Annotated in this window: 30 protein-coding genes, 1 tRNA gene and 1 riboswitch; of the genes, 22 read left to right on the top strand and 9 right to left on the bottom strand. The window is 43.2% G+C overall.

Going from position 1 to position 24,675, the window contains the following annotated elements:
• Window positions 1-110 precede the first annotated feature (110 nt).
• The 3 genes from EJA10_RS10215 to EJA10_RS10205 all read left to right on the top strand — a co-directional run bounded on the left by EJA10_RS10215 (window position 111) and on the right by EJA10_RS10205 (window position 3,097).
• On the top strand, window positions 111-1,061 hold the full coding sequence (locus EJA10_RS10215) for an L-lactate dehydrogenase (protein WP_125479897.1): 951 nt from the start codon (window positions 111-113) through the stop codon (window positions 1,059-1,061).
• Between the two features lie 152 nt (window positions 1,062-1,213).
• Window positions 1,214-1,411: a hypothetical protein gene (locus tag EJA10_RS10210; RefSeq protein WP_125479896.1), complete on the top strand. Its 198-nt coding sequence runs from the start codon at window positions 1,214-1,216 to the stop codon at window positions 1,409-1,411.
• A 147-nt stretch (window positions 1,412-1,558) separates the two neighbouring features.
• Entirely contained in the window at window positions 1,559-3,097 is a 1,539-nt protein-coding gene (locus EJA10_RS10205) for a rhomboid family intramembrane serine protease (protein ID WP_342773904.1), read from the top strand.
• On the opposite strand, the gene EJA10_RS10200 is transcribed toward EJA10_RS10205, so the two are convergent.
• Window positions 3,069-3,950: a hypothetical protein gene (locus tag EJA10_RS10200; RefSeq protein WP_125479894.1), complete on the bottom strand. Its 882-nt coding sequence runs from the start codon at window positions 3,948-3,950 to the stop codon at window positions 3,069-3,071. The genes EJA10_RS10205 and EJA10_RS10200 overlap by 29 nt on opposite strands.
• 159 nt (window positions 3,951-4,109) lie before the next feature.
• Between EJA10_RS10200 and EJA10_RS10195 the strand changes: the two genes are divergently transcribed.
• The 6 genes from EJA10_RS10195 to EJA10_RS10170 all read left to right on the top strand — a co-directional run bounded on the left by EJA10_RS10195 (window position 4,110) and on the right by EJA10_RS10170 (window position 10,984).
• Window positions 4,110-5,570, top strand: coding sequence for a spore germination protein (locus EJA10_RS10195; protein WP_125479893.1), 1,461 nt, complete (start codon window positions 4,110-4,112; stop codon window positions 5,568-5,570).
• 213 nt (window positions 5,571-5,783) lie between these two features.
• The gene (locus EJA10_RS10190) at window positions 5,784-5,999 is read left to right on the top strand and encodes a YqgQ family protein (protein ID WP_125479892.1); all 216 of its coding nucleotides are present in this window, start codon (window positions 5,784-5,786) and stop codon (window positions 5,997-5,999) included.
• Between the two features lie 6 nt (window positions 6,000-6,005).
• Window positions 6,006-6,983: an ROK family glucokinase gene (locus EJA10_RS10185; RefSeq protein ID WP_125479940.1), complete on the top strand. Its 978-nt coding sequence runs from the start codon at window positions 6,006-6,008 to the stop codon at window positions 6,981-6,983.
• 276 nt (window positions 6,984-7,259) lie between these two features.
• Window positions 7,260-9,146 carry an LTA synthase family protein gene (locus EJA10_RS10180; RefSeq protein WP_125479891.1) on the top strand — a complete coding sequence of 629 codons (1,887 nt, stop codon included), beginning with the start codon at window positions 7,260-7,262 and terminating at the stop codon, window positions 9,144-9,146.
• Between the two features lie 357 nt (window positions 9,147-9,503).
• Complete coding sequence (locus tag EJA10_RS10175; RefSeq protein ID WP_125479890.1) at window positions 9,504-10,661, top strand: YqgU-like beta propeller domain-containing protein; 1,158 nt, start codon at window positions 9,504-9,506, stop codon at window positions 10,659-10,661.
• Between the two features lie 11 nt (window positions 10,662-10,672).
• On the top strand, window positions 10,673-10,984 hold the full coding sequence (locus EJA10_RS10170) for an MTH1187 family thiamine-binding protein (protein ID WP_125479889.1): 312 nt from the start codon (window positions 10,673-10,675) through the stop codon (window positions 10,982-10,984).
• A 50-nt stretch (window positions 10,985-11,034) separates the two neighbouring features.
• Here EJA10_RS10170 and EJA10_RS10165 read toward each other — a convergent pair whose 3' ends face one another.
• From EJA10_RS10165 to EJA10_RS10155, 3 genes are all read right to left on the bottom strand, one after another.
• Window positions 11,035-11,208, bottom strand: a complete 174-nt coding sequence (locus tag EJA10_RS10165) for a DUF2759 domain-containing protein (protein WP_125479888.1) — start codon at window positions 11,206-11,208, stop codon at window positions 11,035-11,037.
• Window positions 11,209-11,328: 120 nt separating this feature from the next.
• The gene (locus EJA10_RS10160) at window positions 11,329-11,532 is read right to left on the bottom strand and encodes a hypothetical protein (protein ID WP_125479887.1); all 204 of its coding nucleotides are present in this window, start codon (window positions 11,530-11,532) and stop codon (window positions 11,329-11,331) included.
• Window positions 11,522-11,794 (bottom strand): hypothetical protein, encoded by a 273-nt coding sequence (locus tag EJA10_RS10155; RefSeq protein WP_125479886.1) that lies wholly within the window; start codon window positions 11,792-11,794, stop codon window positions 11,522-11,524. The genes EJA10_RS10160 and EJA10_RS10155 overlap by 11 nt, the downstream gene beginning before the upstream one ends.
• Before the next feature lie 94 nt (window positions 11,795-11,888).
• On the opposite strand from EJA10_RS10155, the gene EJA10_RS10150 reads away from it, so the two are divergent.
• Both EJA10_RS10150 and EJA10_RS10145 read left to right on the top strand, forming a co-directional pair.
• Complete coding sequence (locus tag EJA10_RS10150; RefSeq protein ID WP_125479885.1) at window positions 11,889-12,524, top strand: MBL fold metallo-hydrolase; 636 nt, start codon at window positions 11,889-11,891, stop codon at window positions 12,522-12,524.
• A 176-nt stretch (window positions 12,525-12,700) separates the two neighbouring features.
• Window positions 12,701-13,795 (top strand): class I SAM-dependent methyltransferase, encoded by a 1,095-nt coding sequence (locus tag EJA10_RS10145; protein ID WP_342773902.1) that lies wholly within the window; start codon window positions 12,701-12,703, stop codon window positions 13,793-13,795.
• A 91-nt stretch (window positions 13,796-13,886) separates the two neighbouring features.
• Here the strand turns inward: EJA10_RS10145 and EJA10_RS10140 are convergent, their stop codons facing one another.
• Window positions 13,887-14,135, bottom strand: coding sequence for a DUF2626 domain-containing protein (locus tag EJA10_RS10140; protein ID WP_125479884.1), 249 nt, complete (start codon window positions 14,133-14,135; stop codon window positions 13,887-13,889).
• 79 nt (window positions 14,136-14,214) lie between these two features.
• Complete coding sequence (locus tag EJA10_RS10135; RefSeq protein ID WP_125479883.1) at window positions 14,215-14,916, bottom strand: helix-turn-helix transcriptional regulator; 702 nt, start codon at window positions 14,914-14,916, stop codon at window positions 14,215-14,217.
• 193 nt (window positions 14,917-15,109) lie between these two features.
• Between EJA10_RS10135 and EJA10_RS10130 the strand changes: the two genes are divergently transcribed.
• Complete coding sequence (locus tag EJA10_RS10130; RefSeq protein WP_125479882.1) at window positions 15,110-15,463, top strand: Spx/MgsR family RNA polymerase-binding regulatory protein; 354 nt, start codon at window positions 15,110-15,112, stop codon at window positions 15,461-15,463.
• A gap of 54 nt (window positions 15,464-15,517) precedes the next feature.
• On the opposite strand, the gene EJA10_RS10125 is transcribed toward EJA10_RS10130, so the two are convergent.
• Window positions 15,518-15,589 (bottom strand) — tRNA-Gln (locus tag EJA10_RS10125).
• 145 nt (window positions 15,590-15,734) lie between these two features.
• Here EJA10_RS10125 and comGA point away from each other — a divergent pair.
• Genes comGA through EJA10_RS10080 form a run of 9 tightly spaced genes read left to right on the top strand, consistent with a single transcriptional unit; the run spans window position 15,735 to window position 20,485 of the window.
• Window positions 15,735-16,832, top strand: a complete 1,098-nt coding sequence (comGA, locus tag EJA10_RS10120; RefSeq protein ID WP_281274486.1) for a competence type IV pilus ATPase ComGA — start codon at window positions 15,735-15,737, stop codon at window positions 16,830-16,832.
• Complete coding sequence (gene comGB, locus EJA10_RS10115) at window positions 16,819-17,850, top strand: competence type IV pilus assembly protein ComGB (protein ID WP_125479881.1); 1,032 nt, start codon at window positions 16,819-16,821, stop codon at window positions 17,848-17,850. The genes comGA and comGB overlap by 14 nt, the downstream gene beginning before the upstream one ends.
• Window positions 17,851-17,870: 20 nt before the next feature.
• A complete protein-coding gene (gene comGC / locus EJA10_RS10110) occupies window positions 17,871-18,185 on the top strand; it encodes a competence type IV pilus major pilin ComGC (RefSeq protein WP_125479880.1) in 315 nt (104 codons plus the stop codon).
• A gap of 2 nt (window positions 18,186-18,187) precedes the next feature.
• A complete protein-coding gene (gene comGD / locus EJA10_RS10105) occupies window positions 18,188-18,628 on the top strand; it encodes a competence type IV pilus minor pilin ComGD (RefSeq protein WP_125479879.1) in 441 nt (146 codons plus the stop codon).
• Window positions 18,612-18,950: a hypothetical protein gene (locus tag EJA10_RS10100; protein WP_125479878.1), complete on the top strand. Its 339-nt coding sequence runs from the start codon at window positions 18,612-18,614 to the stop codon at window positions 18,948-18,950. The genes comGD and EJA10_RS10100 overlap by 17 nt, the downstream gene beginning before the upstream one ends.
• Window positions 18,904-19,377, top strand: coding sequence for a competence type IV pilus minor pilin ComGF (gene comGF / locus EJA10_RS10095; RefSeq protein ID WP_246017744.1), 474 nt, complete (start codon window positions 18,904-18,906; stop codon window positions 19,375-19,377). Before EJA10_RS10100 ends, comGF begins: the two co-directional genes overlap by 47 nt.
• Window positions 19,378-19,406: 29 nt before the next feature.
• Window positions 19,407-19,748, top strand: a complete 342-nt coding sequence (gene comGG / locus EJA10_RS10090; protein ID WP_142999659.1) for a competence type IV pilus minor pilin ComGG — start codon at window positions 19,407-19,409, stop codon at window positions 19,746-19,748.
• 15 nt (window positions 19,749-19,763) lie between these two features.
• A complete protein-coding gene (locus EJA10_RS10085; protein WP_125479876.1) occupies window positions 19,764-20,261 on the top strand; it encodes a shikimate kinase in 498 nt (165 codons plus the stop codon).
• 44 nt (window positions 20,262-20,305) lie between these two features.
• Window positions 20,306-20,485: a YqzE family protein gene (locus EJA10_RS10080; RefSeq protein ID WP_125479875.1), complete on the top strand. Its 180-nt coding sequence runs from the start codon at window positions 20,306-20,308 to the stop codon at window positions 20,483-20,485.
• Between the two features lie 41 nt (window positions 20,486-20,526).
• On the opposite strand, the gene EJA10_RS10075 is transcribed toward EJA10_RS10080, so the two are convergent.
• Complete coding sequence (locus EJA10_RS10075; protein WP_125479874.1) at window positions 20,527-21,315, bottom strand: YqhG family protein; 789 nt, start codon at window positions 21,313-21,315, stop codon at window positions 20,527-20,529.
• Window positions 21,293-22,981, bottom strand: a complete 1,689-nt coding sequence (locus EJA10_RS10070) for a DEAD/DEAH box helicase (RefSeq protein WP_125479873.1) — start codon at window positions 22,979-22,981, stop codon at window positions 21,293-21,295. The genes EJA10_RS10075 and EJA10_RS10070 overlap by 23 nt, the downstream gene beginning before the upstream one ends.
• A gap of 310 nt (window positions 22,982-23,291) precedes the next feature.
• A riboswitch (glycine riboswitch) is annotated at window positions 23,292-23,380 on the top strand.
• A 180-nt stretch (window positions 23,381-23,560) separates the two neighbouring features.
• Between EJA10_RS10070 and gcvT the strand changes: the two genes are divergently transcribed.
• Window positions 23,561-24,667 carry a glycine cleavage system aminomethyltransferase GcvT gene (gene gcvT / locus EJA10_RS10065; RefSeq protein ID WP_125479872.1) on the top strand — a complete coding sequence of 369 codons (1,107 nt, stop codon included), beginning with the start codon at window positions 23,561-23,563 and terminating at the stop codon, window positions 24,665-24,667.
• The last annotated feature ends 8 nt before the right edge of the window (window positions 24,668-24,675 follow it).

Below are 24,675 nucleotides of genomic sequence, written 5' to 3'. Positions count from 1 at the left end.
TGTAACAAAATGTTTAGAATGATAACGTTTTCTGCTTTTAAAAGTAATACATAAAGTTTGTGAATTAATGTACAATCTAATTGTGGAAATCATTAAAGGGGGTTTGCGAGATGAAAAATCGTGTGAATCGTGTGGTATTGGTAGGAACAGGCTTCGTAGGATCAAGTTATGCTTTTGCAATGGTCAATCAGGGAGTCGCTGAAGAACTCGTACTTGTTGATTTGAATAAGGAAAAATCTGAAGGCGACGCAATGGACTTGAATCACGGAATGGCATTTGCGCCTTCGCAGACGAAAATATGGTTTGGTTCTTATGCGGATTGCCAGGATGCAGATTTGGTCGTGCTTTGTGCCGGTGCCAATCAAAAACCAGGAGAAACAAGACTGGATCTTGTTGAGAAAAACACTAAGATCTTTAAAAGCATTGTCGATGAAGTCATGGCCAGCGGTTTTGACGGGATTTTCCTTGTCGCAACAAACCCTGTCGACATCCTGACATATGCAGTATGGAAATTCTCAGGCCTGCCTAAAGAGCGTGTCATTGGCTCAGGGACAATTCTGGATACAGCAAGATTCCGTTTCCTATTGGGAGACTATTTCAAAGTGGATACACGGAATGTCCACGCGTATATTATTGGCGAACATGGAGACACTGAACTTCCTGTCTGGAGTCATGCTGATATTGGCGGAAAGCCAATTGCCAAGATGATGAAGGACCGAGAAGATTATAAGAACGATGACTTGGAAGATATTTTTACAAATGTCCGTGACGCGGCTTATCATATCATCCAGCGAAAGGGCGCTACGTACTATGGTATTGCGATGGGTCTTGTCAGGTTAACAAAAGCGATCCTGCAAGATGAAAATTCCATTCTTACTGTATCCGCGCATCTGAACGGGGAATACGGCCATGAAGATATTTATATTGGCGTACCAGCAGTGGTCAACCGCAGCGGCATCAGGGAAATCGTGGAGCTTTCTCTGGATGAAGAAGAACAAAAGAAATTCGATCATTCAGTAGAAGTCTTAAGGAAAGTAATGGAACCGGTATTGAGGGGTTAATAGACTGGAGCTGCTCTAATGGCAGCTCCTCTTTTTGGCTAGCGAATGAAACCGCTTTCTTCTATTATATATGCGTTTTTACGAGTGGATTTTTTTTACGGCAATGGATAAAAATATGTCCTTTTTCTCAAAATAGAAGTGGAGGGATGTATATGGTCAGGAAAATAATTTCTATCTTCATGCTTGGGCTTGCAAGTTATTTTGTTTTTGAAAACAGGTATCGGCTTATGAACATGCTTCTGGGCAACAGGTTTTTCCGCCGTGTAGCTGTGGGGTCGATCATGGGACTTCCCGGCATAAGAAGCAGGATGATGCAATCTGTGTTCTCTGGACCTTCTGAATTCCAGTAAAAAGACCTGTACAGGTCTTTTTCTGTTTTTGAGAGCTCTGAATGTCTTGGGCAAGGTCTTATAGTTTATAATATTTTTATAGAGGAAAAAATAAGGATAGATGATAAGCCCGAATCAGGAAAGAAAGTAGGGGAGAAGTTGGCTTTTTTGGAAGAGTATTTGTTTTGGAAGGTCGCGGAGTTCCTTATCGAAAAAAAGGAATACCGTATCCTGCAGCTTTCCAGGGATCAGGGAGAGTTATGGCTTGAGAAAACGGAAAACAAAAATGCGCAGGTGATTCGTCTGCTTCATTATAATCTTGACTGGAGCAACTGGCTTCAGCGGGACATTGAAAGGACTGGAGAAAACGGGGAGCGTATCAGGAAAAAACTTGCCAAAGGGGACTTCAGGGTTTTAAACATATACTTTAGTGCCTATCCCCCTGTGGATGATTATGAGTTCAGGTTCGCTGAACCATTACAGACCGATAATGGCAAAGTAATCGTTGACTCACTATTAGTTTACCGTTCCAATGCTGTTGAAGCGATACGTGATCTGGGAACCAAATTTGGTGAGCCAATAGAGATGGAATCGGCGGATGACTATTCTTACGAAGAAATCGAGCTGGTAAAGAAAAATGCAATGGATACAGCAGCGGAAAGGGCAAAGGCGGAGCAATCAGTCTTTCAGTATGGTAAGCCATTTTTCACATATATTTTCATTGCCATTCAGGTTCTTGTTTTTCTGGTTCTTGAAGCTGCAGGGGGGAGCACAGAAACTTCAACCTTGATCAAGTTTGGAGCGAAGTTCAACCCGCTTATTCTTGAAGGGGAATGGTGGCGGTTTTTTACGCCGATCTTCATTCATATCGGTTTGCTGCATCTGTTCATGAATACGCTGGCATTGTTTTATTTAGGTACAATGGTTGAACGGTTGTATGGCAATTTTAGATTTCTATTTATTTATATCGTTGCAGGATTCAGCGGAGTGCTGGCGAGTTTCATCTTAAGCCCGAATCTGTCTGCAGGAGCGAGCGGGGCAATCTTCGGCTGCTTCGGGGCATTGCTTTATTTCGGCGTCACGAATCCAAGGCTGTTTTGGAGAACACTCGGGCTTAATATCCTCATCGTACTGGGCATTAACCTGGCGTTCGGTTTTACCATCCCTGGAATTGACAATGCCGGACATATTGGCGGACTGATTGGAGGCTTTGCGGCAGCAGGGATATTGCATCTCCCAAAAAAGAAGAAGCCTCTGCTGCAATTGACCTTTCTTGCTGTCTCCGCTGCGGTGATTTTTCTTTCCCTTCAATATGGGTTCAGCGGTAAGGCCGAACTTGTTGATGAAAGATCCGTTTTGGTTCTTGCCCAGCAGCATATAAAAGCGGAGGAGTTTAACCAGGCATATGACGTTCTGGCTGGCTATTCAGAAGGAGCAGACCCTTCTGCCGAGACGTTATTCCTGCTATCCTACACCGAAATAAAGCTGGGCCGCCTTGGTGATGCAAAAAAACATCTTCATAGTGTCATCGAGAAGGAGCCGGGTTTCCATGAAGCCTATTATAATCTTGCGTTAATCTATTTTGAGGAAAAGAACTTTAGCGAAGCGATAGTCTATGCTGAGAAAGCCGTCGAACTTGAACCCGGGCAGGACAGCTATCAAAAGACCCTCGAGCAGATCAGGTATTACCTGGAAGAAGCTGCTTAAGGACGATACTTTCGCCATCCTTTGTCTCCGTAACTACCAGCAGATGGCTCTTGTCCTTCGCAATCAAAATCAATGGTATGGTACTGTCCAGCGGATCTGTGACAGTGCCATTGCTTTTTTTTATGCCCAGATAATAGTTCTTATACAAACCTTCCCAAAGTCTACCCAGGATATTGTCCGTTTCTTGCTGGGAAAACCCGGGGAGAGGCTGATCTTCGTATTTTCTGACCTCACTCAGGCGAATGGCAATATAATTGGCCGCGTTGATTCCATAATTCTTTTCTGCTTTGCTGAGGCTTTTAGCAATCCTGTTGCCAGTTGCCTTATCCAAAACCTGCTTCCAGTCCCTCTCCAGGTTGCTTTTTGCAACCCTGAACGATTGCAATGGACTGAATCGTGAGTCAATGACATACAGCAGATCATCTGACATTCTTTGGGCGCTTGTAATTTTGTCTCCGTTACCATGCAGTTCAGAGTAATGGAAGGTAATGGCATCGTACCTGGCGCTTTCCCGGGTTGAAATGACTTCTTCCTGTGCTAAATCCGCTGTGTCCTGTTCCCATTTCCCAACCTTTCCTTTCAAAATCCCATTTACATATAAAAGCCCCATATCCTGTCTTAAGTATGCTTCTCTGTCAAGGATGGAACTGGCTTTCCAATCGACACTGTGAAGGTTATTATGCTTGTTTTTCTCCAGCGTCAAGGTGGTGCTCGCGCTCTTATACTGAACAGCATCATTCAAGGGGAAAAAGGTAATGGTTTCCTCAGAGGGCATGACAACTTGAAGTTGGATTAATAATGCCGAAACAGCTATTGCAAGGGCACTGATGCTCAAAAATAAATACTTCTTCATTCAGCTCATCCTTTTTACTTTCAAATGGTTAGTCGATATAACCACTATATGACTCTTGTCCTTTGTCCATGCCTCCCAGTATGTTTTTCTGTTTATTTGGCTATGATGGAGAAAGGAAAATAATGGGTAGTGCTGTAATGAAAGGTGTTTGAATAGAATATGACAGATAGAACGAAACATCCCGTACAGGAGAACCTGAAAGATAATGTCGAGTTTTTAAAAAGAGAGCTCGGAACCGAAATAAGCTTCGATGTCATTCAGATGGATGTTCAGTATGCAGGCCGGGACATGGCCTTGTTCCTTGTTGATGGTTTTGCGAAGGATGATATCATGCTCTATATCATGCAATTACTCGCTAAGCTCGAGCCTGGAACACTTGATGCCGATACACTGAAAAAAATGGTCAAGAGATATATTCCGTATGTTGAGGTAGAAACGACGGACGACCTGGACAAAGTGGTTGATATGGTTCTCGCCGGCCCAACTGCCCTTGTGGTCGATGGGATTTCCGAAGTCATCCTGATTGACGCGAGGACTTACCCTGTACGCGGCCCGGAGGAACCAGATACGGAGAGGGTTGTAAGGGGATCGAGAGACGGATTTGTAGAAACATTGGTCTTCAATACAGCCTTAACAAGAAGGAGAATCCGCGACCGTACATTAAGAATGGAATACATGCAGGCAGGAAGAAGATCGCAGACAGATATCGTCGTCTGTTATATAGAGGACATTGCGGATCCGGAAATGGTTAAGAAAATAAAGGATTCAATCAGTAAAATCGATACCGATGGCCTTCCGATGGGAGAAAAGACGATCGAGGAATTTATTTGCGGACGTCATTGGAATCCATTTCCGACAGTAAGGTACACAGAACGGCCGGACACTGCGGCAACTCATTTGTATGAGGGACATGTGTGCATCATTGTCGATGGATCACCAAGCGTCATGATTACGCCGACCACTTTCTGGCATCACTTGCAGCATGCCGAGGAATACAGGAATAAACCCCTCGTAGGTGCTTACCTTCGGATGGTCCGTTTCCTTGCAGTCTGGACCTCTCTCTTCCTGCTTCCGTTGTGGTATTTATTTGCTGTGAAGCCCGAACTGCTTCCAGATAAACTTTCCTATATTGGACCCAACGATCCGGGACAGGTCCCGCTGTTTCTTCAGTTTCTTATCATAGAGGTGGGAATAGATGTCTTAAGGATGGCAGCCATCCACACTCCGACATCATTGGCAACCGCGCTTGGACTTGTGGCAGCCTTGATGATCGGACAGGTGGCAGTCGAGGTCGGGTTGTTGACAAACGAGGTCATCCTTTATCTTGCGATTGCCGCGATTGGCACATTCGCTACTCCAAGCTATGAAATGAGTCTTGCGAACAGGCTGGTAAGGATATTCCTTCTCGTACTTACAGCATCCTTCCATCTATATGGGTTCCTGATTGGCATAACCTTGTTCATAATCATGCTTGCAAGAATGAATTCCTTTGGAGTGCCATATTTATGGCCATTTATCCCGTTCAATATGAGAGCATTCCGGGATGTACTCGTACGTTCCCCAATTCCGTTAAAAAACCGGAGACCGAGGATTTTGAAACCACAGGATCCCGACCGCTAATTAAAAAGCAGCAAGTGTGCTGAATGCAGACTGCAGGCAAACCCGATGGAAATCGAGCTTGTCTGCAGTTTTTTGTACAATCAACAATACTCCGTTAAAACGCTTCCTTTTTCATTAAAAACTTATCCTGTACTCTTGAGGAGGTATCAAGTATCCATTATACTTAAGTAATGTATACATGCTCTTATTTTCACAAACATTGAGGAGATTAAGTTGAAAACGATTTATGACATCCAGCAGTTCCTGAAAAAATTCGGGACTTTTATATACATCGGTGACAGGGTGGCTGATTTAGAGCTCATGGAAGCCGAATTGAAGGAACTGTACAATTCCCAATTGATTGAAACAAAAGATTATCAGTCTGCCATTCTCCTTATAAGACAAGAGATCAGAATGGAAAGAGAAAAAAACGCAAATAAGAAAAGGTGACGCATGATGACTGAAAAATGGCTCGTTGGTGTAGATTTGGGTGGAACCACAACCAAACTCGCATTCATTAGTTTATACGGAGAAATTCTTCACAAGTGGGAAATCCCGACAGATGTTTCAAATGAAGGCAAAAATATTACGGTCAATATTGCTAAGGCAATTGATGCCAAGCTTGAGGAGTTAGGACACTCGAAAAGCGACATTGTCGGAATCGGGATGGGGGCCCCTGGCCCTGTTGACCTTGCAACAGGCGTTATATTCGAAGCGGTGAACCTTGGCTGGCGTGAACCATACCCGCTGAAGGATCTTCTTGAAGTAGAAACGTCGCTGCCGGCTGTGATTGATAATGATGCGAACTGTGCAGCACTCGGTGAAATGTGGAAGGGTGCTGGAAACGGAGCGAAGGACCTCGTATGTGTAACACTTGGTACTGGGGTTGGCGGCGGAGTCATCACGAATGGGGATATTGTCCATGGCGCTAGCGGTGCTGCTGGTGAGATTGGCCATATCACTTCCATGGCAGAAGGGGGAGCTCCCTGCAATTGTGGGAAAACGGGCTGCTTAGAAACGATTGCTTCTGCTACTGGTATTGTCAGGATTGCGGCTGAAGTGTTGCAAACTGATGATTCCAAAGGGGAACTGGCTGCAGTTTTCAAAGAAACGGGATTGGTGACAGCAAAGGACGTTTTTGATTCGGCAAGACGTGATGACGACATGGCGATGGGAGTAATCAATACGGTTGCGCTGTACCTGGGTATTGCTCTTGCAAATATCGCCAATACGCTCAACCCGGAAAAAATCGTCCTTGGGGGCGGAGTGTCGAGAGCGGGAGAGGTCCTGCTCAAGCCAGTTAAAGAGCAATTCTTGCGCAACTCATTCCCTCGGGTCGCCCAGTCAACTGAAATCAGCATCGCGACATTGGGAAATGATGCAGGCGTAATTGGCGCTGCATGGCTCGTCAAGAATAAAATAGGCCAAGCATAATAGAATGGATAGGGAGTTTTCTTCTGGGAGAAAACTCCCTATTTTATTTACTCCGAAAGTTCCAATTTTCTGAATTTGGACAGATTTGAAACTTTTAGAGGTTTAAATCGTCTATAATGGTGGAAAATCACAGTGATTGGTCTATCCTTTTTGAACCTTGATCATGTTTGCTTTTTCGCATGAAAAGTATTAAGATTATCTTTGATTCTTTAAAAGGGTGATTTTTCCACCTGAAATTTCCATATCTGTTAATCATAACAGGGAGGTAGCGATCGAATGAATACCCAGAAATGGTCAAAAGCATCCATTGTTGCAATTGCAATCATACTGCTTTGGCTGAAAACGTATATTGCTTATAAAACTAGCTTTGACATCAAAATTGAAAACTGGAGACAGGAAATCATCCTGTTCATAAATCCGTTGAGTTTCCTGATGTTCATATTGGGAATCAGTCTGTTCCTCAAGGAGAAATCACAAAAACGCTACATTTTGATTACAAGTTTCATAGTTTCGGCTATCTTGTTCGCGAATGTAGTGTTCTACCGCTTCTTCAATGACTTCCTGACGATTCCAGTTTTGTTCCAGACGAGCAACATGAGTGATTTGGGAAGCAGTGTTACGGAATTGATCAACTTCAGCGACCTGCTTTACTTTGTTGATTTCATCATTTTAGCCGTTCTGATAAAAGTTAAACCTGCATTCATGGGTTACCGTGAATACAGCAAGGTGGATCGCAGAGCGTTTTTCCTGGTTGCGATTGCGATTGCTTTCTTCAACCTTGGTATGGCTGAAACAGAACGCCCTCAGTTGCTGACAAGAACATTTGACAGGGAAATGCTGGTAAAGAACATCGGAACATATAATTACCACCTCTATGATGCTTTTTTACAGTCCAAATCTTCCGCGCAGCGGGCGATGGCTGATGGCAGCGAATTAGCGGATATTGATAACTATGTCCGTGCAAATTACTTGCCGCCAAATGAGGATATGTTTGGAGTTGCCAAAGGCAAGAATGTCATCTTGATTTCAATGGAATCGACTCAAAGCTTCGTGATCAACCAGACAGTAAACGGTCAGGAAATCACTCCGTTCCTGAACGACTTCATTAAGGACAGCTATTATTTTGACAACTTCTATCACCAGACCGGACAGGGGAAAACATCTGATTCTGAATTCCTGGTTGAAAACTCTTTATATCCTCTGAGCCGAGGTGCTGTTTTCTTTACTCACTCTGGCAATGAGTATACAGCAACACCGGAAATCCTGAATGATAAAGGATATTTCACCGCTTCCCTTCATGCCAATAATAAGAGCTTCTGGAACCGTGATATCATGTATCAATCATTGGGATACCAGCGCTTCTATTCGCTTCCGGATTATGATGTGAATGAAGAGAACTCAGTTGGCTGGGGGATGAAGGATGTAGACTTTTTCCAGCAATCTGTAGAGCACCTGAAGGCCATGCCAAAGCCGTTCTACGCGAAGTTCATAACGTTGACGAACCATTTCCCGTTTGAACTCGGAGAGGAAGACAGCTTTATTGAACCATATACTTCAAACAGCAAAACACTCAACAATTATTTTCCTACTGTCCGCTATACAGATGAGGCGCTTAAGCTGTTTGTCCAAAAATTAAAAGACGAAGGTCTTTATGATGATTCAATCATCATCATTTACGGTGACCATTACGGTATCTCTGAAAACCACAACAAAGCAATGGGTGAATATCTTGGCAAGGAAATCACACCCTTCGAGAGCACTCAGCTTCAGCGGGTTCCTTTGATTATCCATGTCCCTGGACAGAAGGGCAAAACGATTTCGACAGTGAGCGGTCAAATTGACCTGAAACCGACGATTCTTCATCTTTTAGGAATGGATACGAAGAATAACATCGACTTTGGATCCGATTTATTCTCCAAGAACAGACTCGACTTTGCTGTTCTCCGTGATGGCAGCTTTATTACCAAGGATCATGTTTTCACGCGGGAAACTTGCTATGATAAAGCAACAGGTGAACCAACTGATCGAGCTGCTTGTGAACCGTACTTCGAGAATGCAAAGAACGAACTTGAATTCTCAGATAAAATCATCTATGGAGACCTGCTAAGGTTTTATGGTGAGTCCAATGACAGCAAAGAATCCTTTCAGAAAACCGGAGAGTAGTAAACCAACTTGAAAACCTGTGCCGATTCGGCACAGGTTTTTTTGGTTAAAGGGGGAAACAACGCTTAAAACTCTGTACGATTCGGGTAATTAAGTATTATTGGCCCAAGAATTTATGTTGAAATTTTGTTTTTATAGGTGTATCGTATCAATGTCCGGCCAGAAAATCATAAATTTTAATCGATGACTTTGTTATAACCTGATTTGATAAACCAACATTGACCTCTGCTAATTGTAGCGACATGAATGGAAATCATCTGCCGCATTAAATTAATAAATCGATTTTTCTAAATTCATTGAAACATTTAGACGGTTACAACGTACAGATATATACAGTGTATAAAAGGGGGTGAAGAGGTGATTGGCAATAGGGAGAATACATACCGAATGACATATGTTTTATGGTCGCTGCTTCTTATTTTCACTTCTTCACTTGTTCTCACAAGCTGTTCCCAGAAGCTTGAAAGCACTCCGCATGAAGAGGCGGAGCATGATGGGAATGAGGAGAAGGATGCCCCGGGAACCAAGTTTTTGGGAACCGAGATCATCCCTATTAAGGCAGAGGGAGACGGGGATTTTTACAAGGCAGCCGGCTGGTTATCCGATACAGAAATCCTCTATATCCGAAATAAAGGCGAAAGATCCTTGTTGTATGCTTATAATCTTGCTTCAGGAACATCCAAATTATTGTTCAGGAGTGACCTTCCCATCATAACGGCAGAGGCAAGTCCGAATAAGGATAAGGTTTTAGTGCATAACGCAGCCAATGACAAGGGAATCTTAACAATCATTGATTTATCAGGGGAGGAGCTTTACTCCAGCAGTATTGAATCCTATGAAATAACCTTTGAATGGAACCCATTCAATGACGAAATATTGGTTATTTCCGCTTTTACAGAGGACTGGGATTTCAGTACTTATTTACTGGATTTACGGAAGGCTAACCTGGAAGAACTTGACCTTCCGGAACCTTTTGTACGCTGGATTTCCGAGGATGAACTTGTTTATCAGGGATGGGAAGAAGATGGAGTCGAATTGCAGGCACCTTTGTATTCCACTTCTCTTCAAGAGCTGAAGTCAACCAAATTGGTGGATAACGTCTATCAATTTGACACGATAGGAAAGTATTTGCTTGCTGTAAAAGTAAATGAAGATGAAGCACCAGAAATCGGCTTATATCAATTCCTGCAGGAAGGGACAGAACCAGTCGCGAGTTTCACAGCTCCGATGCTGACCTCTTATTCTGGATGGGTGGTGCCATTTTATGATTTAATGGATAAAGGCAACAACTTTATCTACTTGCGTGCTGTCCAGGAGGGAGAAGCTGATCTTTATCAAGATGGATTTGATTTGATTCGTTTTAACCTTGAGTCGGAAAAAGAGGAAATGGTCTTTTCCGGTTTAGCGAATGAACCAATCTCCTGTTCACCATCTGGAATGATGTGTCTGTATGGCTTTCAGTTGGATAAAGTAATGAATATGAAGACAAAGGAAATCATTGAACTTGCAGAATAGGAGAGATATGAATGGCAATTGTTGATGTTACAGTCATCCCAATAGGAACGGAAACCTCGAGTGTCAGCTCCTACGTCGCGGACATTCAAAGAATACTTAAGGAATATGAAGAACAAGGGAAAATACAGTATCAGCTGACTCCCATGAACACATTGATCGAAGGGGAACTGCCTGTGTTGTTCGAAGTGATCCAGGCAATCCACGAGTCGCCATTCAATGCCGGAATCAAGCGAGTTGCCACGAACATCCGTATCGATGACAGGCGGGATGTAAAACGGAAAATGCAGGATAAGGTGAACAGGGTGAACGAGCTTCTGAAATAGCAAGAGTACAAAAAGACCACCTCGAAAGGTGGTCTTTTTACGGCTTCATATTAATGTGCTACCGGGAAACCGGAGTTTAGAAGTGTCATGACTGTAAACCAGCCAATAACAAGGAACGTACCTCCGCCAAATACGATGCCCAGGATGTTTTTGTTTTTAAGTGCCGAAAAAGTCGCGTAACCGGCAAGAATAGTGATTAAAGCGCAGATAATAGCAAAACCCATGATATAGCCCCCTTATAAATATTAGGCAGACAATCAGCCTGTTTGATGAAAAATTAGGCGGCAGCCTGTTATTATGTAATGACAAGCATACACTCGTTTTTTATTTTATATTTTTTTACATCATTTGTCGAGGTCTAAAAACTCAACTTTCACGTTGTATGCTTTTACTATACCCAAAATGAGGTCATGATAATGGCTGATTGTAAAATAAATACCTTCTGTTGAAGTAAAAACAAGATGTTCGCCCAGCTGGATCAGAGCCATTTCTCTTTGTAACGTATCCCCTTCAACTATCTTAAAAGCAGAAAGTTCATTAAGATACAAAAAAGAAAACTCCAGCTGCATGAAATCCATAATCATAAAATTCTTCTCCCCGGGTGCCGTCTGTTCTTGCCAACTGATGCTTTTCCTCCATTAAGTCTGCGTCTGACAACAATTCAGCAGCTTCCTCAGCATCTTTCACCTCTTCATAGATATAAAGATTACCGTGAACCAGTTGTGGTGGGGCGATGGTAAGCAAAAAAATCCTGAAGTCGTCCAGTTCCAACAGTAAAGGTTTCGCTTCAATTCCGATGACGTATTGCACGATCCTGTCCCCTTTGTATAATCCTTAATTCTTGCCTGATTATAGTGTAGAATAATTATATGAATAATACCAATAGAAGCTGGAGGATATTCGAATGAAATGGAAACAGGTGCCGCTGGGTCCCTTGCAGACAAATTGCTACATTGTTTATGATGAAAGCAATTCATGCCTGATTGTGGATCCAGGTGATAACGCGAAGAAACTGTCATCAGTCATAGAGGAGCTGGGTTTAAAACCAGAAGCAATTGTCCTGACCCATGCCCATTTTGACCATATCGGTGCGGTGGACAAAATCAGGGATAAATATGGCATCAAGGTATATATCCATGAAAAAGAAAAGGATTGGCTGACAGACCCGGCATTGAATGGCTCAAGGCATTTCATGCTGAATGAACCGATAAAAGCTCGTCCAGCAGACCATCTGATCAGCGAAGAAGGGAAAATGACGATTGGAAGCTTTGCATTTGAGGTATTCGAGACTCCTGGACACTCTCCGGGTAGCATCTCCATCCATTTCCCGGAGTCGCATTTTGTCCTGGCTGGTGATGCCCTTTTTAATGGCAGCATTGGAAGGACAGATCTGCCTGGGGGGAATCACAATCAATTAATCAGAAGCATTCATGACAAACTCCTGGTATTGCCGGAAGAAACCGAAGTATTGCCTGGACATGGACCGGTGACGACAATTGGACATGAAATGGACTCGAATCCTTTCCTGAACGGTTTTTAACTCTCTCATGTGTGGTAATAGACCCCCTGGGAAACTAGAAAAGCCCTTCTCAATGAGAAGGGCTTTTCTGGGGGATGTTCTATTCATATCATGGGAGGGGATATAGTTAAGCTACTATTAAAACAATATAATAAAGAAAACACTATGTCAATAGTGAAAACAGTTTTCGAGGAGTCATGATGAAAGAAATAATCAGCAAGTATATTAACGAATCAACGAATCAAATGATCTCATATGCAGAGTTCATGGAGCTTGCTCTTTATCATCCAGAGCACGGGTATTACATAAGGGAAAAACAGAAGATTGGCAAAGAGGGAGATTTTTATACAACGAGCAATGTGTCCGACGTTTATGGCAAATTAATCGGTAAATGGTATGCGAAGAACTACCAAACCCTAGGGCTTGAGCCGGCCATCTGTGAGGTCGGTGCGGGAAATGGTCGTTTTGCACGAGCATTTGTGCAGGGATGGAATGAAATTGATGCTGCTCTATTAACTTATTGCATTGTTGAAACTAGTCCATATCATAGAACCCTTCAGGGGCAGGAATTAGAGGAACTGAAAAATGTAAAGTTCGTTCACGCAAATGCGTTCACGGAAACAGAGATGGCGGAAGGGCTTGTTTTTTCAAATGAATTGTTTGATGCGTTTCCAGTTCATGTGATTGAGAAAAAGCAGGGGATCATTCATGAAGTTTTTATAGGTTGTGAAAATGAACAATTTAAAGAAATCATGGTCCCGTTGGAGAATGAAAAAATCATTTCGTTTTTAAATGAACAGGAGCTTGAGGTAGCGGAAGGGCAAAGGATGGAAATTCCGCTGGCAATGGAGCCGTTCATCCAGTCCATTTCTGAACATTTGGCCAAAGGAATCATTGTGACTGTCGATTATGGATATACAAAAGAAGAATGGAAACACCCCTCAAGAAGGCTGGGGAGTTTGAGAGGGTATTATCAGCATCAAATGCATCATGATGTCCTGCAGCATCCTGGCGAAATGGACATCACCAGCCATGTTCATTTCGACGCCCTTATCACACTTGGGGAAAAGCATGGCCTGGGATTCCTGCAAAAAATGCGGCAGGATGAGTACTTGATGTTATTAGGCATACTCGACGAGCTGGCAGAACATCATGACCCTAATCCTTTCTCTGAGACAAGCAAGCGCAATCGGGCAATCCGCAGCCTGATTCTTCCGGGAGGCATCAGCCAGTCCTTCCACGTTGTCATTCAGGGTAAGGGGCTGAGCTTGCCTGACAGTAAATTATTTTGAAATTGGTCATTCCCAGTTTAAGAGTTCGATGACCCAAGATCAGCCAAAATAAAAAAAGCGATGGGATCCATCGCTTTTTTTATTGGCCTGATTAATGTCCAGCTCCGCCGCCTAATGGCATCATGAAAGTTGTCCAGTAAGTAAAGCCTACAAAGAAAATCGTTAAGTATGCGCCGAATACGTAAATATACATACGCTCGGACAGTTTCAAGTAACTTAAAAGCAAGAAAAATCCGGTTTGACCAAAGAAAATCAAGGACGTTGTATACATGTCACCCAAGAAAAACATGACAGCAAAGATTCCCGTCCAGAATCCCAAAACTCTGTACATACGATCCAAAGATATCCCTCCTTTACCCTACAAGTCCATCACTATCATATTATAAAGTAAAGTGGAGTGAAAAGTAAACAAGGATTGATTATTGTGCAATAACAGCCTGGTATGCACAGGAATCACAGCCTGAGAACATATTCTCCTTTTCAATTAATTCGATATCTCCGAATAGGGATTCGAACATTCCGCGCAGGAATTCATAGTGCATGTTGCAAACTGTTTCGGTATGTTCCATTGCGACTTCCTTGAAGGGACAGTTAAATATCTGGAAGTATATTTTTGTTTTCTCGCTGTTCGGTTCAAATTCAGGATAAAACCCAGCCAGTGTCGCAGCATTCTTGATTGCATTCAGTTTGTGGTCGAAAGTCATTTCCTCGCTTAGGTGAGGATGACGTGCCATCTCCTGGTCGATCAACTCTTCGCCAAATCGCTTGCCCGTCATATACAATGCTTTTTTTCCTGCTTCCCCAAGAGTCATCATCGTTGTCATCGCGATTTTGGAGAGAAGCTGATAATCACGGAATGGGAAGTGCAACTGAATGACATCATCTGATAAACGGTAAAGCCTGCTTGGGCGGCCGCCCTTGCCAGTTTTTTTCGTTTCTGATATCAGCATGTTCACATCTTCAAGTTTGGACAGATGCAATCTCGCGACATTCGGATGAATATCGAAATTGTCTGCGATTTCTTGGACGGTGACGTCTTTATGCCTTTTTGTAATGTATTGATAAATGTAATAACGAGTTGGGTCAGACAATACGCTTGTGATTTTTAATGTTTGCTCCACCTTAGTTCACCTCAGCCCACTAATTTGCCTCCATTATAATACAGAGGAAAATAAGGTTTACACTGTTTACACTATATGTTTAGAAAATGTTCACAACTAAATGGCGAAATGATGACAAAACACTGTACAAAAGTTATACAAAAGTTATACAATGGATATATAGATATTAAATGTCTGCCAGGAGGTAACAAAGATGGAAGAATTGACGTTTTATTCATATCCAAGCTGTACATCATGCCGAAAAACAAAAAAATGGCTCGTTACGAACAGCGTGAAATTCAAAGAACGTCATTTGTTCAAGGATACTCCAACAAAAAAAGAACTAATGGAAATATTAACACTTACCACTGATGGTCTCGATGAGCTGCTAGCAACCCGTGGAGAAACATTTAAAAGCCTTGGGGTGGATGTCGGGGAGCTGCCGCTCTCAGAAGTAGTCACACTTATGATCAATGAACCGAAGCTCTTAAGGCGTCCAATCTTAACGGATGGGAAGAAGCTGGTAATTGGGTTTAACCCTGACGCTTTAAAAGGTATGGCAAAATAGCGAAAAACGGAAGCGTGTGAGCGCTTCCGTTTTTCTATGATTTTCCTTCTATTACTGGGCTAGCTGGATTCGAACCAACGCATGACGGAGTCAAAGTCCGTTGCCTTACCGCTTGGCTATAGCCCAAAAAAATTACTGGCTGACGTTACGGTAGTTATTATGATTAGAATTGTCACTTTTTATACACATTTAAAACAAAAATTCCGCAGGAAACTGGAGGAGGATGGCGAATTTTCTTTCTTTAACAAGGCTTTTTTTGAGAAAGTAAGTCTTGAAAATAAAAAGGTGGTGCATCCCTATTGTAAAATCAATTGAACAACTGGCAGATCGTGTATTGAAAGACGCTTTACAAAGCGCCGCGTCTGATGTCCATATCATTCCGCGCGAAAAAGACACACTCATAAAATTCAGACTTGGAAACCAGCTCATCCCCCGATATACACTGGAACAGGCAGATTGTGAACGGCTTATTTCTCACTTTAAGTTTACGGCCTCAATGGATATTGGAGAAAAAAGAAGGCCGCAGAGCGGTGCCTTCACCTATGAATATGACAGAATGAAAATTGGCTTGAGGATCTCTACACTTCCTTCATACCAAAGTGAAAGCATGGTCATACGTCTCCTACCCGAACAAAGCAAGATTCCTTCTTATCAGATTTCCTTATTTCCCTCCACATCTAAAAAACTGATCTCCCTTTTAAAGCATGCGCATGGATTAATCATTTTTACAGGTCCGACAGGCAGCGGCAAGACGACCACCCTATATTCCATGCTCTCGGAAACCTCCGAAATGGTCAACCGGAATGTCATTACCCTTGAAGATCCAATCGAAAAACCGAGCGATGCTGTGCTGCAGGTACAGGTCAATGAACGGGCCGGAATCTCTTACTCAGCAGGTTTGAAGGCCATTCTCAGGCATGATCCGGATATTATCATGGTAGGGGAAATCAGGGATAAGGAAACAGCGGAGACCGCCATAAGGGCAGCTCTGACAGGACATCTTGTGCTTACGACGATGCATACAAGGGATGCGAGGGGAGCGATTTACAGACTGATTGAATTCGGGATCAATTGGCTGGAAATCGAACAGACGCTCATTGCCGTAACAGCCCAGAGGCTGGTTGAATTGAATTGTCCTTATTGCGAAGGAGCCTGCTCGCCATTTTGCTATTCTTCTGGCAGCGGCAAACGGGGAAATGTGTTTGAAATTCTTACTGGAAAAGACCTTTCCTCCGTGTTGAAGGAAGCAAGGGGGGAAAGTCAAAGCTATCATTATAAGACGCTTAAAGATGCAATAAAAAAAGGGATTGCACTTGGATACATCAAGGAATCTGAATATCAGAGGTGGGTCCTCAATGATGGAAAGTAGGTGGCCTGTCGCCGAACAGGCACGATTCCTGAAAAGGACCGGGGAATTATTGACCCGCGGATATTCTTTGGCTGAAGCGATTGAATCAATGACTTTTTATCTTGATAAGAAAAGGAAACAAGATATCCGGCGCAGCCTTGAAAGCCTTCGGGAAGGATTTCCTCTTTATAAAATCCTTGCCGAACTCAGATTCAACAAAGATCTGGTGAGTTATGTTTATTTTGCCGAACAGCATGGCGGACTCGCCCATGCTGTTTCCGAGGGAAGCGAAATGGTCCTGAAGAGGGAAGCGGATTACCAGAGACTGAGGAAAATTGCATCCTATCCAATTTTCCTGATGCTGCTTACCTTTATCTTATTTTTCTTCGTCAACAAGATTCTGCTTCCGAAGTTCACCTCACTTTTTACTGACATGAACCTTGCACCCACCTTCTTCATGCAAACGATCCATGCAGCATCGCTCATTTTTCCATTCCTGCTCTACTTCCTGCTTGGCTTAGTGAGTTTACTATTCCTCGATTACATGTTCCGATTCAGGAACCTGCCCCAACTTGAGCAAAAAAAGAAGCTGGTGAAACTGCCTTTTGCAGGCAAGCTGTTCAAGCTCCTTCACTCCCATTATTTTTCGATACAGCTAAGCTATTTATTTTCCGGAGGACTTTCAGTGCTTGATGCATTGAAAGTATTCGAACATAACCGGCATGACCCTTTTTCAAGGGAACTTGGCTCGGACATGATTTTTAAGCTTGCAGCGGGGATGGATTTTGACAGGGTGGTGGAAGGATACCCGTTTTTTGAAGAAGAACTGACGAGAATCATCAGTCATGGACAAAAGAACGGGAAGCTTGATCAGGAACTTTATTTTTACAGCCGGTATTGTTTGAAAGAGCTTGAAGAGAAAACCGAAAAATTATTGAAGACAGTCCAGCCTGTTTTATACAGTTTTATCGGGCTTCTGGTTGTTTCATTGTATCTTGCCATCCTGCTCCCGATGTTCCAGATGATGAAAGGAATTTAACAACGAAAGGAGATTTTTCAATGAAAAATCAAAAAGGATTTACGTTAATCGAGATGATGATCGTGTTATTGGTCATTTCAGTGTTGCTGATTATCACGGTGCCGAATATATCTTCACACAGCTCTAATATCAATTCAAAGGGATGCGAGGCATATGTAAAGCTTGTCGAGGCCCAGGTTCAGGCATACAAGATGGATAAAGAAACACCTCCTACTTCATTGGCAGATCTTAAGGGAGCAGGTTATCTAAAAAGTTCAGATGGAAAATGTCCTGACGGCAGAGTTTTATCAATCGATATCAAAGGTGCAGTCACAGTTTCAGAGACTGGAAATTAACGATGAACCATTCAGCGGGCTTTACGATGGTTGAAATGCTCATCGTCCTTTCTGCCTTCTTGATGCTTTCTCTAACCTCTGCATTCCTTTTTTCTCCTCACGATGAAAATCTCCAAAAGCAGCTCTTTTTTTCACAATTTGAGACCGATCTCCTTTATGGCCAGCAATATGCGATATCCCATCAGGAGCAAATCACTGTCCATATCGTGCCGGAAGAAAACTATTATTATATCCGAGGAGGGGACTATAAAGCGCCGCATTTGATTAAGAGATCGTTCCCAAAAGGGATTGAAGTGAGGAAGGGCACAATGAATCTATTGTTCCATTACATGCCGGATGGCAACACCGACAGTTTTGGGTCCATACTTGTAAAAGTCGGCAGCCGCACGTATAAGATGATGATTTTGATTGGGAAGGGCCGTTTTTATGTTACGGAAGAATGATGGATACTTTCTTGCTGAAATGATCCTTTCGCTTGCGGCCTTTGTAATGGCGGTGTCTATCTTGCTTCCACTTGCCATTCATGTCAAAGACCAGATGGCGCAGACAAGGAAGGTATCCGAAGCCAGCCATATTTTATTTGATGAACTGATGCACCTGAAAATCACGGGTGTGGCTACAGGCAAGGGTGATGTATACCTAAATGGCACCGTATATCAAATCGTTATATCAAAATCCAATGAAGATGGAGAATCATCCCGGGAGGTTTGTGTCCAGTATGAAAATGGTCATTTACAAGCCAAAAGATGTGCAAACACGGAATGAACGAGGATTTACAATGCTGGAGATGGTTATATCCTTGGCGTTTTTCATGATTATCGTGTCCATGCTGCCAATAGGTTTCAGCTTGTTGCTAAATAATTCTGCCGCCGAATTAGGAATCCGCCAAATGGAATGGGAAGTCTTCAGCAGCCAGGTGAAAAAAGAGATTCGTACAGCTGAACAGATTATGGTCCAACCTGATAAATTGCTCCTTACGGTTAATGGACAAACCGTTCTTTATGAAAAATACGGTTCAGGCATTCGGAGGCGGGTCAATTATCAGGGGCATGAAATCCTTGTACAAAGTATTTTAACCTGCAGTTTTCAGAATATCATTGATGGTGTGGAGATCACGGCTGTTGATTTGAATGGGAAGACAAGGTCTGTAAGGGTTCATCAATTTTATCAGACAGGGAGTGCGGAATTATAACTGAAAAAGGATTTATCTATCCATTGACGATGATTTTTTTGCTGTTGATGTCAGTGTTTTTGCTGATTTTGACAGAGCAATATATTGGAGAGAAAAGATTTGCCAGGGAAACGAACACGATTCGTGTGCAAGAGTATTACTTGCTTTGTGGTGTAAAACAGGCAGAATCCCTGTTACGGGAGGACACCCTTCCCCTTGCTGGCACATTCACTTACACCGATGGAACAATCTCCTATCAAAAAAAGAGCATTTCAGCAACTCTTGACGAAGTAACATTCACTCTAAATTTGGACAGTGGCGAGAAGACCATTGGAATGGCTCGATATGACAAGGAAAAGCGGGCAATGGTAAAATGGGTAGAAAAGAAATGACAGGGGATTAAGAAGATGGAAGCCATTTACTTGATTGGATTTATGGGGTCGGGGAAATCAACGGTTTCACAGGAACTTGGTAAAAGATTATCCGTGCCTGTTTATGACACAGATGAGGAAGTCGTAAAAACCAGGGGTAAGGCGATAAACGAGATATTCGCAATGGATGGTGAGGAAGCATTCCGCATAATAGAGTCAGAGGTCTTACAAAGCATGCCCGATAAAGATGCAGTGGTCGCTACAGGTGGCGGGATCATTATGGCTGATGCTAACCGTAAATGCCTCAGGGACAAGGGAACCGTCGTGTTCCTGTATGCGGGCTTAGATGAGATTTTACAAAGGCTGGAGGGTGACGATACACGGCCTTTATTGCGGCAGGAAAAACGAAAGGCAGCTGAATCCTTATATAACAGCAGGCTTCTACTCTATCGTGATATATCGGATCTTGAAATCGATACGACAGGCAAATCGATTGGTGCCATCACTGAAGAAATCCTCCACCGTATGAAATGATAAGACATGGTTATACTGGATAACGAGTGAAGGAAGGTGTGGCCATGAAAACGAATGACTATGTAAAATACCTGACCCAGACTGTTGTGAAATATATCGATCAGCCAAAAGAGGAACGCCGTAAGATTAAACAGGCAAAAAAAGAAGCGGAAGCCACTTTTTTGTTCAAGTGGTTCGGAATCCTTCCCTTCATGCTGATGTCCAGTTTGAAAAGGAAAAAGTGAATGAAAGAAGCCCGGCTGTGCTATGCCGGGCTTTTGTGCTGTTATAATGCACCTTCGGTAAGGTAGAAAACCCCGCCGTTAATAATGGTAATATTTATTTTTGGCTCGTATTGTTCCTGTAACGCTTTTTTTTCGGTCTCGAAGCTTTCAGACTTCTCCTCTTCGTCCTCATAGAAGTGATGAAGCAAGTCAAGGTCCTTCTTCCAGCGTTTTCTAGCCTCTTCAGCCCACGCCTGGTCTTCCTGTTCAATCCCCGCTGTCAGAAATGACTGAATCCTGTTCACACCGCTTTTTGGTTTTATCAAGGGCGAGAGGGTATAGGCATAATCCGGGATGTTCGATTTCAATGGAAGCCTCAACAGTTTATCGTGGAAATCCTCTACCATCCTTCCGTTGATCAGCTGAAGGCCAATTGACTGGAACACATCACGCTTCCGGTCACATTGATAAGATATTTTTATATTCAGTCCAATCCATGGAATCAGGGGAGTTTGTGTCCTGAATTGATTATTTTCATATAACCGGATAAACCCAGCCAGGTTCTTCGTTGATTGAAAGATCTGATGCAGCCTTGGTGACCCAAAATGGATGACCTCTCCTTTTACATTGTCAGGAGCTTGCTGTTTATTCGTAATGAAGGTCAGCTTCATTGGATTAGGGACGCCGCCCGTCTTCTCGAGATAATGCCAGTAAAACGGCCGGTTCATCAGCTCTTTGTCCAGCTCAACTGTCAGTTGAACCGTCATATATCCTTTGTTGTTCTCAATGACATCACAATTATTGGCTGTAAAATACCGTTCGAGAAAATTATGGATTTCCTGTTGCTGCACGTGGTTTATCCTCCTTCATTTCTTCGGCGAATTGGATCATTGAGGTAAGGTTTTCCATTTTGATCTTCATTTCACCCTCCGATGAAGACTTTCCGAAAATATCGACGAGATGATCTTCAATATTACCGAATTCCAATTTTGTCAGGATATCATCGAGTTCACCGATCACTTTTTCAAACAGGTTGATTTTTTCATATAGCAGTTTCAATACATGCTCTTCAACCGTACCTTTTGTGGCGAAATTATAGATCTTCACATCTTTTTCCTGACCTAGACGATGGATCCGCCCAATTCTTTGTTCAAGCCGCATCGGATTCCATGGCAGGTCAAAATTGATGATGTGACTGCAGAACTGCAGGTTGATTCCTTCGCCTCCAGCTTCGGTGGCGATCAGCACCTGGACATTTTTTTGGAAAAGCTCTCTCATCCAATCTTTTTTCCCGCGTTTAAACCCGCCGCGAAACGGAACAGAAGTGATCCCGTTTTGCTTCAGGAACCATTGAAGATACAATTGAGTCGCTCTGTATTCGGTGAAAATGATGACTTTATCGTTTATCTGCTTGATCAATTCAAGTGCTTTCTCTGCTTTGGAGTTTTTTGTCACAGCTTCCACCCGCTTAATCAGCTGTGCGATGGTATTTTGAAAGCCGACTGATGGATTTTCCTGGCGCTGGAGCATATTTCTCAGCGTATAGAAAACTGCTTCCCGACTGCTGCACGCCTCACGCTGCAGAGTCATCAACGAGAATTGGCTTGAAGCAAGCCCGCTTTCTGAGCTTCTTAAAGCCTGGATGGAATCATACAAGGCACGTTCTTCTTTTGAAAACTCGATTGGAAGGGTTTCTACCTGCCGTTTTGTCCACTCAATCCCTGTGTCAGAACGCCTGTTGCGGATCATCACTTTATTGACTAGTTCTCTCAGATGTTCATCATCATTTACGGACCTGGAGTCTTTTTTGTATTTATCGAAAAATGCTGACTCGCTTCCCAGGTGGCCGGGCTTCAATAAAGAGACAAGATTGAAGATTTCTTCAATCCTGTTTTGGATAGGCGTGGCCGTCAGCAGCAGGCAAAATCTCTTTTTAAGATTTTGGACAAATTCATAGTTTTTTGTTTTGTTATTTTTCAGCTTATGAGCTTCATCAATGATGATAAGGTCATAATTTAAATTATTGATGATATCCCGGTGGGGAGCGCGCTTTGCTGTATCAATGGAAGAAACGACAACATCACACTGTTCCCATACATAGCTCTTCTTCTGGGCGATTGCAGGGATATGGAACTTTGTGTTCAACTCCATTGCCCACTGGGACACCAGGGAGGCAGGGACAAGGATCAGTACCTTTTTGACCAGTCCCCTGATCATGTATTCTTTAAGGATCAACCCGGCTTCTATCGTTTTGCCCAGACCCACTTCGTCGGCAAGAATCGCTTTCCCATTCATATTTTCGACAACTTGTTTCGCCACCTCCAGCTGGTGTGGCAATGGGGTCAGTTCAGGCAGATGGACCGGGGCCTGAAGCCCTTCGAATTCGGGGATGATCGTGTGTTTTTCTATTTCAATCGCAAGTTTGTAGAGCTCCCAGTTTCCCCAGGGCCCGTCATTCTCGATTCGCACAGCCATTTCGTCCTGCCAGGAAGAATCAAAATTTATTTGCACGGTCATTTTATCCACCTCTTTTAATGTTTAGCTTTGTTATAGCGAACTGGTGATATTAAACCTTGTTGATTGTAGTAGAAGGTGCGCAGACTCCAGCGACAGTCCCGCGGAAAGCGAAGCGCCTGGAACGGAAATCAACATCAAATAGAACAAAGCTTAATGTATAAAAATATTGCCGAACCTGAGTGTCTAATGGTAGGATGAAGGTAGCTTTTGAATGTTTTGAAATTTGTCACTTTATAGTCTTAAATCGACAGTTTGCAGAAATGCGTAATAAGGTTTATCATGCCCAATTTGGAAAATTATATAAATGCGGATGACAACAAGGGGAGAGACTACATCTGTAGCGCCGAAGGAGCAAGCATTCTTTGTGAATCTCTCAGGCAAAAGAACTCTTGTTTGACGCATCTCTGGAGAGCGCTTTCTTAAAGGGGAGCCACCAAAGGGGAAAGCCTTTACAGGTAAACTTTCAGGTGAAAGGACAGAGACCTTCTCAGTTTCAGAGGGGGTGCTCTGTCCTTTTTTGCTGGCTTATGAAAAAACTGCAATCTGGTCGTTAAGGCGAAAGACGAAGGGGGATACATAATGACTGAATTGAAACGCACACCGTTATTCGACGTGTATAAGGAATACGGCGGCAAGACGATTGATTTTGGAGGCTGGGAGCTTCCTGTCCAGTTTTCCAGCATTAAGGAAGAACACGAAGCAGTAAGAACAAAAGCCGGATTATTCGATGTTTCCCATATGGGAGAAATCGAGGTGAAAGGCCCCGATAGTCTGAAGTATTTACAGAAAATGATGACAAATGATGTTTCAAAGCTTAAGAACGGCGGTGCGCAATACACAGCCATGTGCTATGAAACTGGCGGCACTGTCGATGATTTATTAATCTATAAGCTGGAAGATGACCATTATCTTCTGGTAGTAAACGCGTCCAATATCGAGAAGGATTTTGACTGGATGGAGAGCCACCTAGAGGGGGATGTCCAGATTGAAAACCTTTCTGAAGGCATGGGGCAGCTGGCGCTGCAAGGGCCTGCTGCTGAAGCGGTCCTTCAAAAGCTGTTGAAGGACCACGACTTAAGCACAATAGGATTCTTCAAGTTCAATGAAGAGGTTGATGTAAACGGCAAGAAAGCCCTGATCTCAAGAACAGGTTATACGGGCGAGGATGGATTCGAGATTTATTGCAAATCGGAAGATGCAGTGAGCCTCTGGGAGGAAATCCTTGAAGCCGGAAAAGAGGAAGGTGTCGTTCCGTGCGGTCTTGGTGCGAGGGATACACTTCGCTTTGAGGCGAACCTTGCATTGTACGGCCAGGAGCTTTCACCAGAAATCAGCCCGCTTGAAGCAGGAATCGGTTTCGCGGTGAAGTTGAATAAGGAAGAAGATTTCATCGGCAAAGAAGCCCTTAAACAGCAAAAGGAAAATGGCCTGCCAAGGAAGATTGTCGGCATCGAAATGGTCGATCGCGGAATTCCGCGCCATGGCTATGCTGTATATAAAGGAGATGAGAAAATCGGTGAAGTAACAACCGGGACGCAATCTCCAACCCTTAAGAAAAATATAGGTTTAGCACTTATTAATACTAAGGAAACCGAGCTTGGCAATGAAGTGGAAGTTGAGATCCGCGGCAAGCGCTTGAAAGCTGTTGTTTCAGGCACACCTTTTTATAAAAGAGACAAAAAGTAAAACCAGAG

It is taken from the genome of Mesobacillus subterraneus (genome assembly GCF_003937825.1).
Taxonomy (GTDB): domain Bacteria; phylum Bacillota; class Bacilli; order Bacillales; family Cytobacillaceae; genus Mesobacillus; species Mesobacillus subterraneus.
The sequence above is the reverse complement of the archived record's forward strand: the minus strand, read 5'-3'. Positions and strand labels throughout refer to the sequence as shown.

Excerpts from the sequence above, each read along its gene's own strand:
- EJA10_RS10165 (WP_125479888.1), bottom strand. The coding sequence starts at position 11,208 with ATGGGTTTTGCTATTATCTGCGCTTTAATCACTATTCTTGCCGGTTAC.
- EJA10_RS10085 (WP_125479876.1), top strand. The coding sequence starts at position 19,764 with ATGGAAGCCATTTACTTGATTGGATTTATGGGGTCGGGGAAATCAACG.
- EJA10_RS10210 (WP_125479896.1), top strand. The coding sequence starts at position 1,214 with ATGGTCAGGAAAATAATTTCTATCTTCATGCTTGGGCTTGCAAGTTAT.
- EJA10_RS10195 (WP_125479893.1), top strand. The coding sequence starts at position 4,110 with ATGACAGATAGAACGAAACATCCCGTACAGGAGAACCTGAAAGATAAT.
- EJA10_RS10215 (WP_125479897.1), top strand. The coding sequence starts at position 111 with ATGAAAAATCGTGTGAATCGTGTGGTATTGGTAGGAACAGGCTTCGTA.
- comGC (WP_125479880.1), top strand. The coding sequence starts at position 17,871 with ATGAAAAATCAAAAAGGATTTACGTTAATCGAGATGATGATCGTGTTA.
- EJA10_RS10180 (WP_125479891.1), top strand. The coding sequence starts at position 7,260 with ATGAATACCCAGAAATGGTCAAAAGCATCCATTGTTGCAATTGCAATC.
- EJA10_RS10185 (WP_125479940.1), top strand. The coding sequence starts at position 6,006 with ATGACTGAAAAATGGCTCGTTGGTGTAGATTTGGGTGGAACCACAACC.
- EJA10_RS10145 (WP_342773902.1), top strand. The coding sequence starts at position 12,701 with ATGATGAAAGAAATAATCAGCAAGTATATTAACGAATCAACGAATCAA.
- comGG (WP_142999659.1), top strand. The coding sequence starts at position 19,407 with ATGATTTTTTTGCTGTTGATGTCAGTGTTTTTGCTGATTTTGACAGAG.
- comGF (WP_246017744.1), top strand. The coding sequence starts at position 18,904 with ATGAAAATGGTCATTTACAAGCCAAAAGATGTGCAAACACGGAATGAA.
- EJA10_RS10080 (WP_125479875.1), top strand. The coding sequence starts at position 20,306 with ATGAAAACGAATGACTATGTAAAATACCTGACCCAGACTGTTGTGAAA.
- EJA10_RS10100 (WP_125479878.1), top strand. The coding sequence starts at position 18,612 with ATGTTACGGAAGAATGATGGATACTTTCTTGCTGAAATGATCCTTTCG.
- gcvT (WP_125479872.1), top strand. The coding sequence starts at position 23,561 with ATGACTGAATTGAAACGCACACCGTTATTCGACGTGTATAAGGAATAC.
- EJA10_RS10130 (WP_125479882.1), top strand. The coding sequence starts at position 15,110 with ATGGAAGAATTGACGTTTTATTCATATCCAAGCTGTACATCATGCCGA.
- comGD (WP_125479879.1), top strand. The coding sequence starts at position 18,188 with ATGAACCATTCAGCGGGCTTTACGATGGTTGAAATGCTCATCGTCCTT.
- EJA10_RS10150 (WP_125479885.1), top strand. The coding sequence starts at position 11,889 with ATGAAATGGAAACAGGTGCCGCTGGGTCCCTTGCAGACAAATTGCTAC.
- EJA10_RS10170 (WP_125479889.1), top strand. The coding sequence starts at position 10,673 with ATGGCAATTGTTGATGTTACAGTCATCCCAATAGGAACGGAAACCTCG.
- EJA10_RS10200 (WP_125479894.1), bottom strand. The coding sequence starts at position 3,950 with ATGAAGAAGTATTTATTTTTGAGCATCAGTGCCCTTGCAATAGCTGTT.
- EJA10_RS10070 (WP_125479873.1), bottom strand. The coding sequence starts at position 22,981 with ATGACCGTGCAAATAAATTTTGATTCTTCCTGGCAGGACGAAATGGCT.
- comGB (WP_125479881.1), top strand. The coding sequence starts at position 16,819 with ATGATGGAAAGTAGGTGGCCTGTCGCCGAACAGGCACGATTCCTGAAA.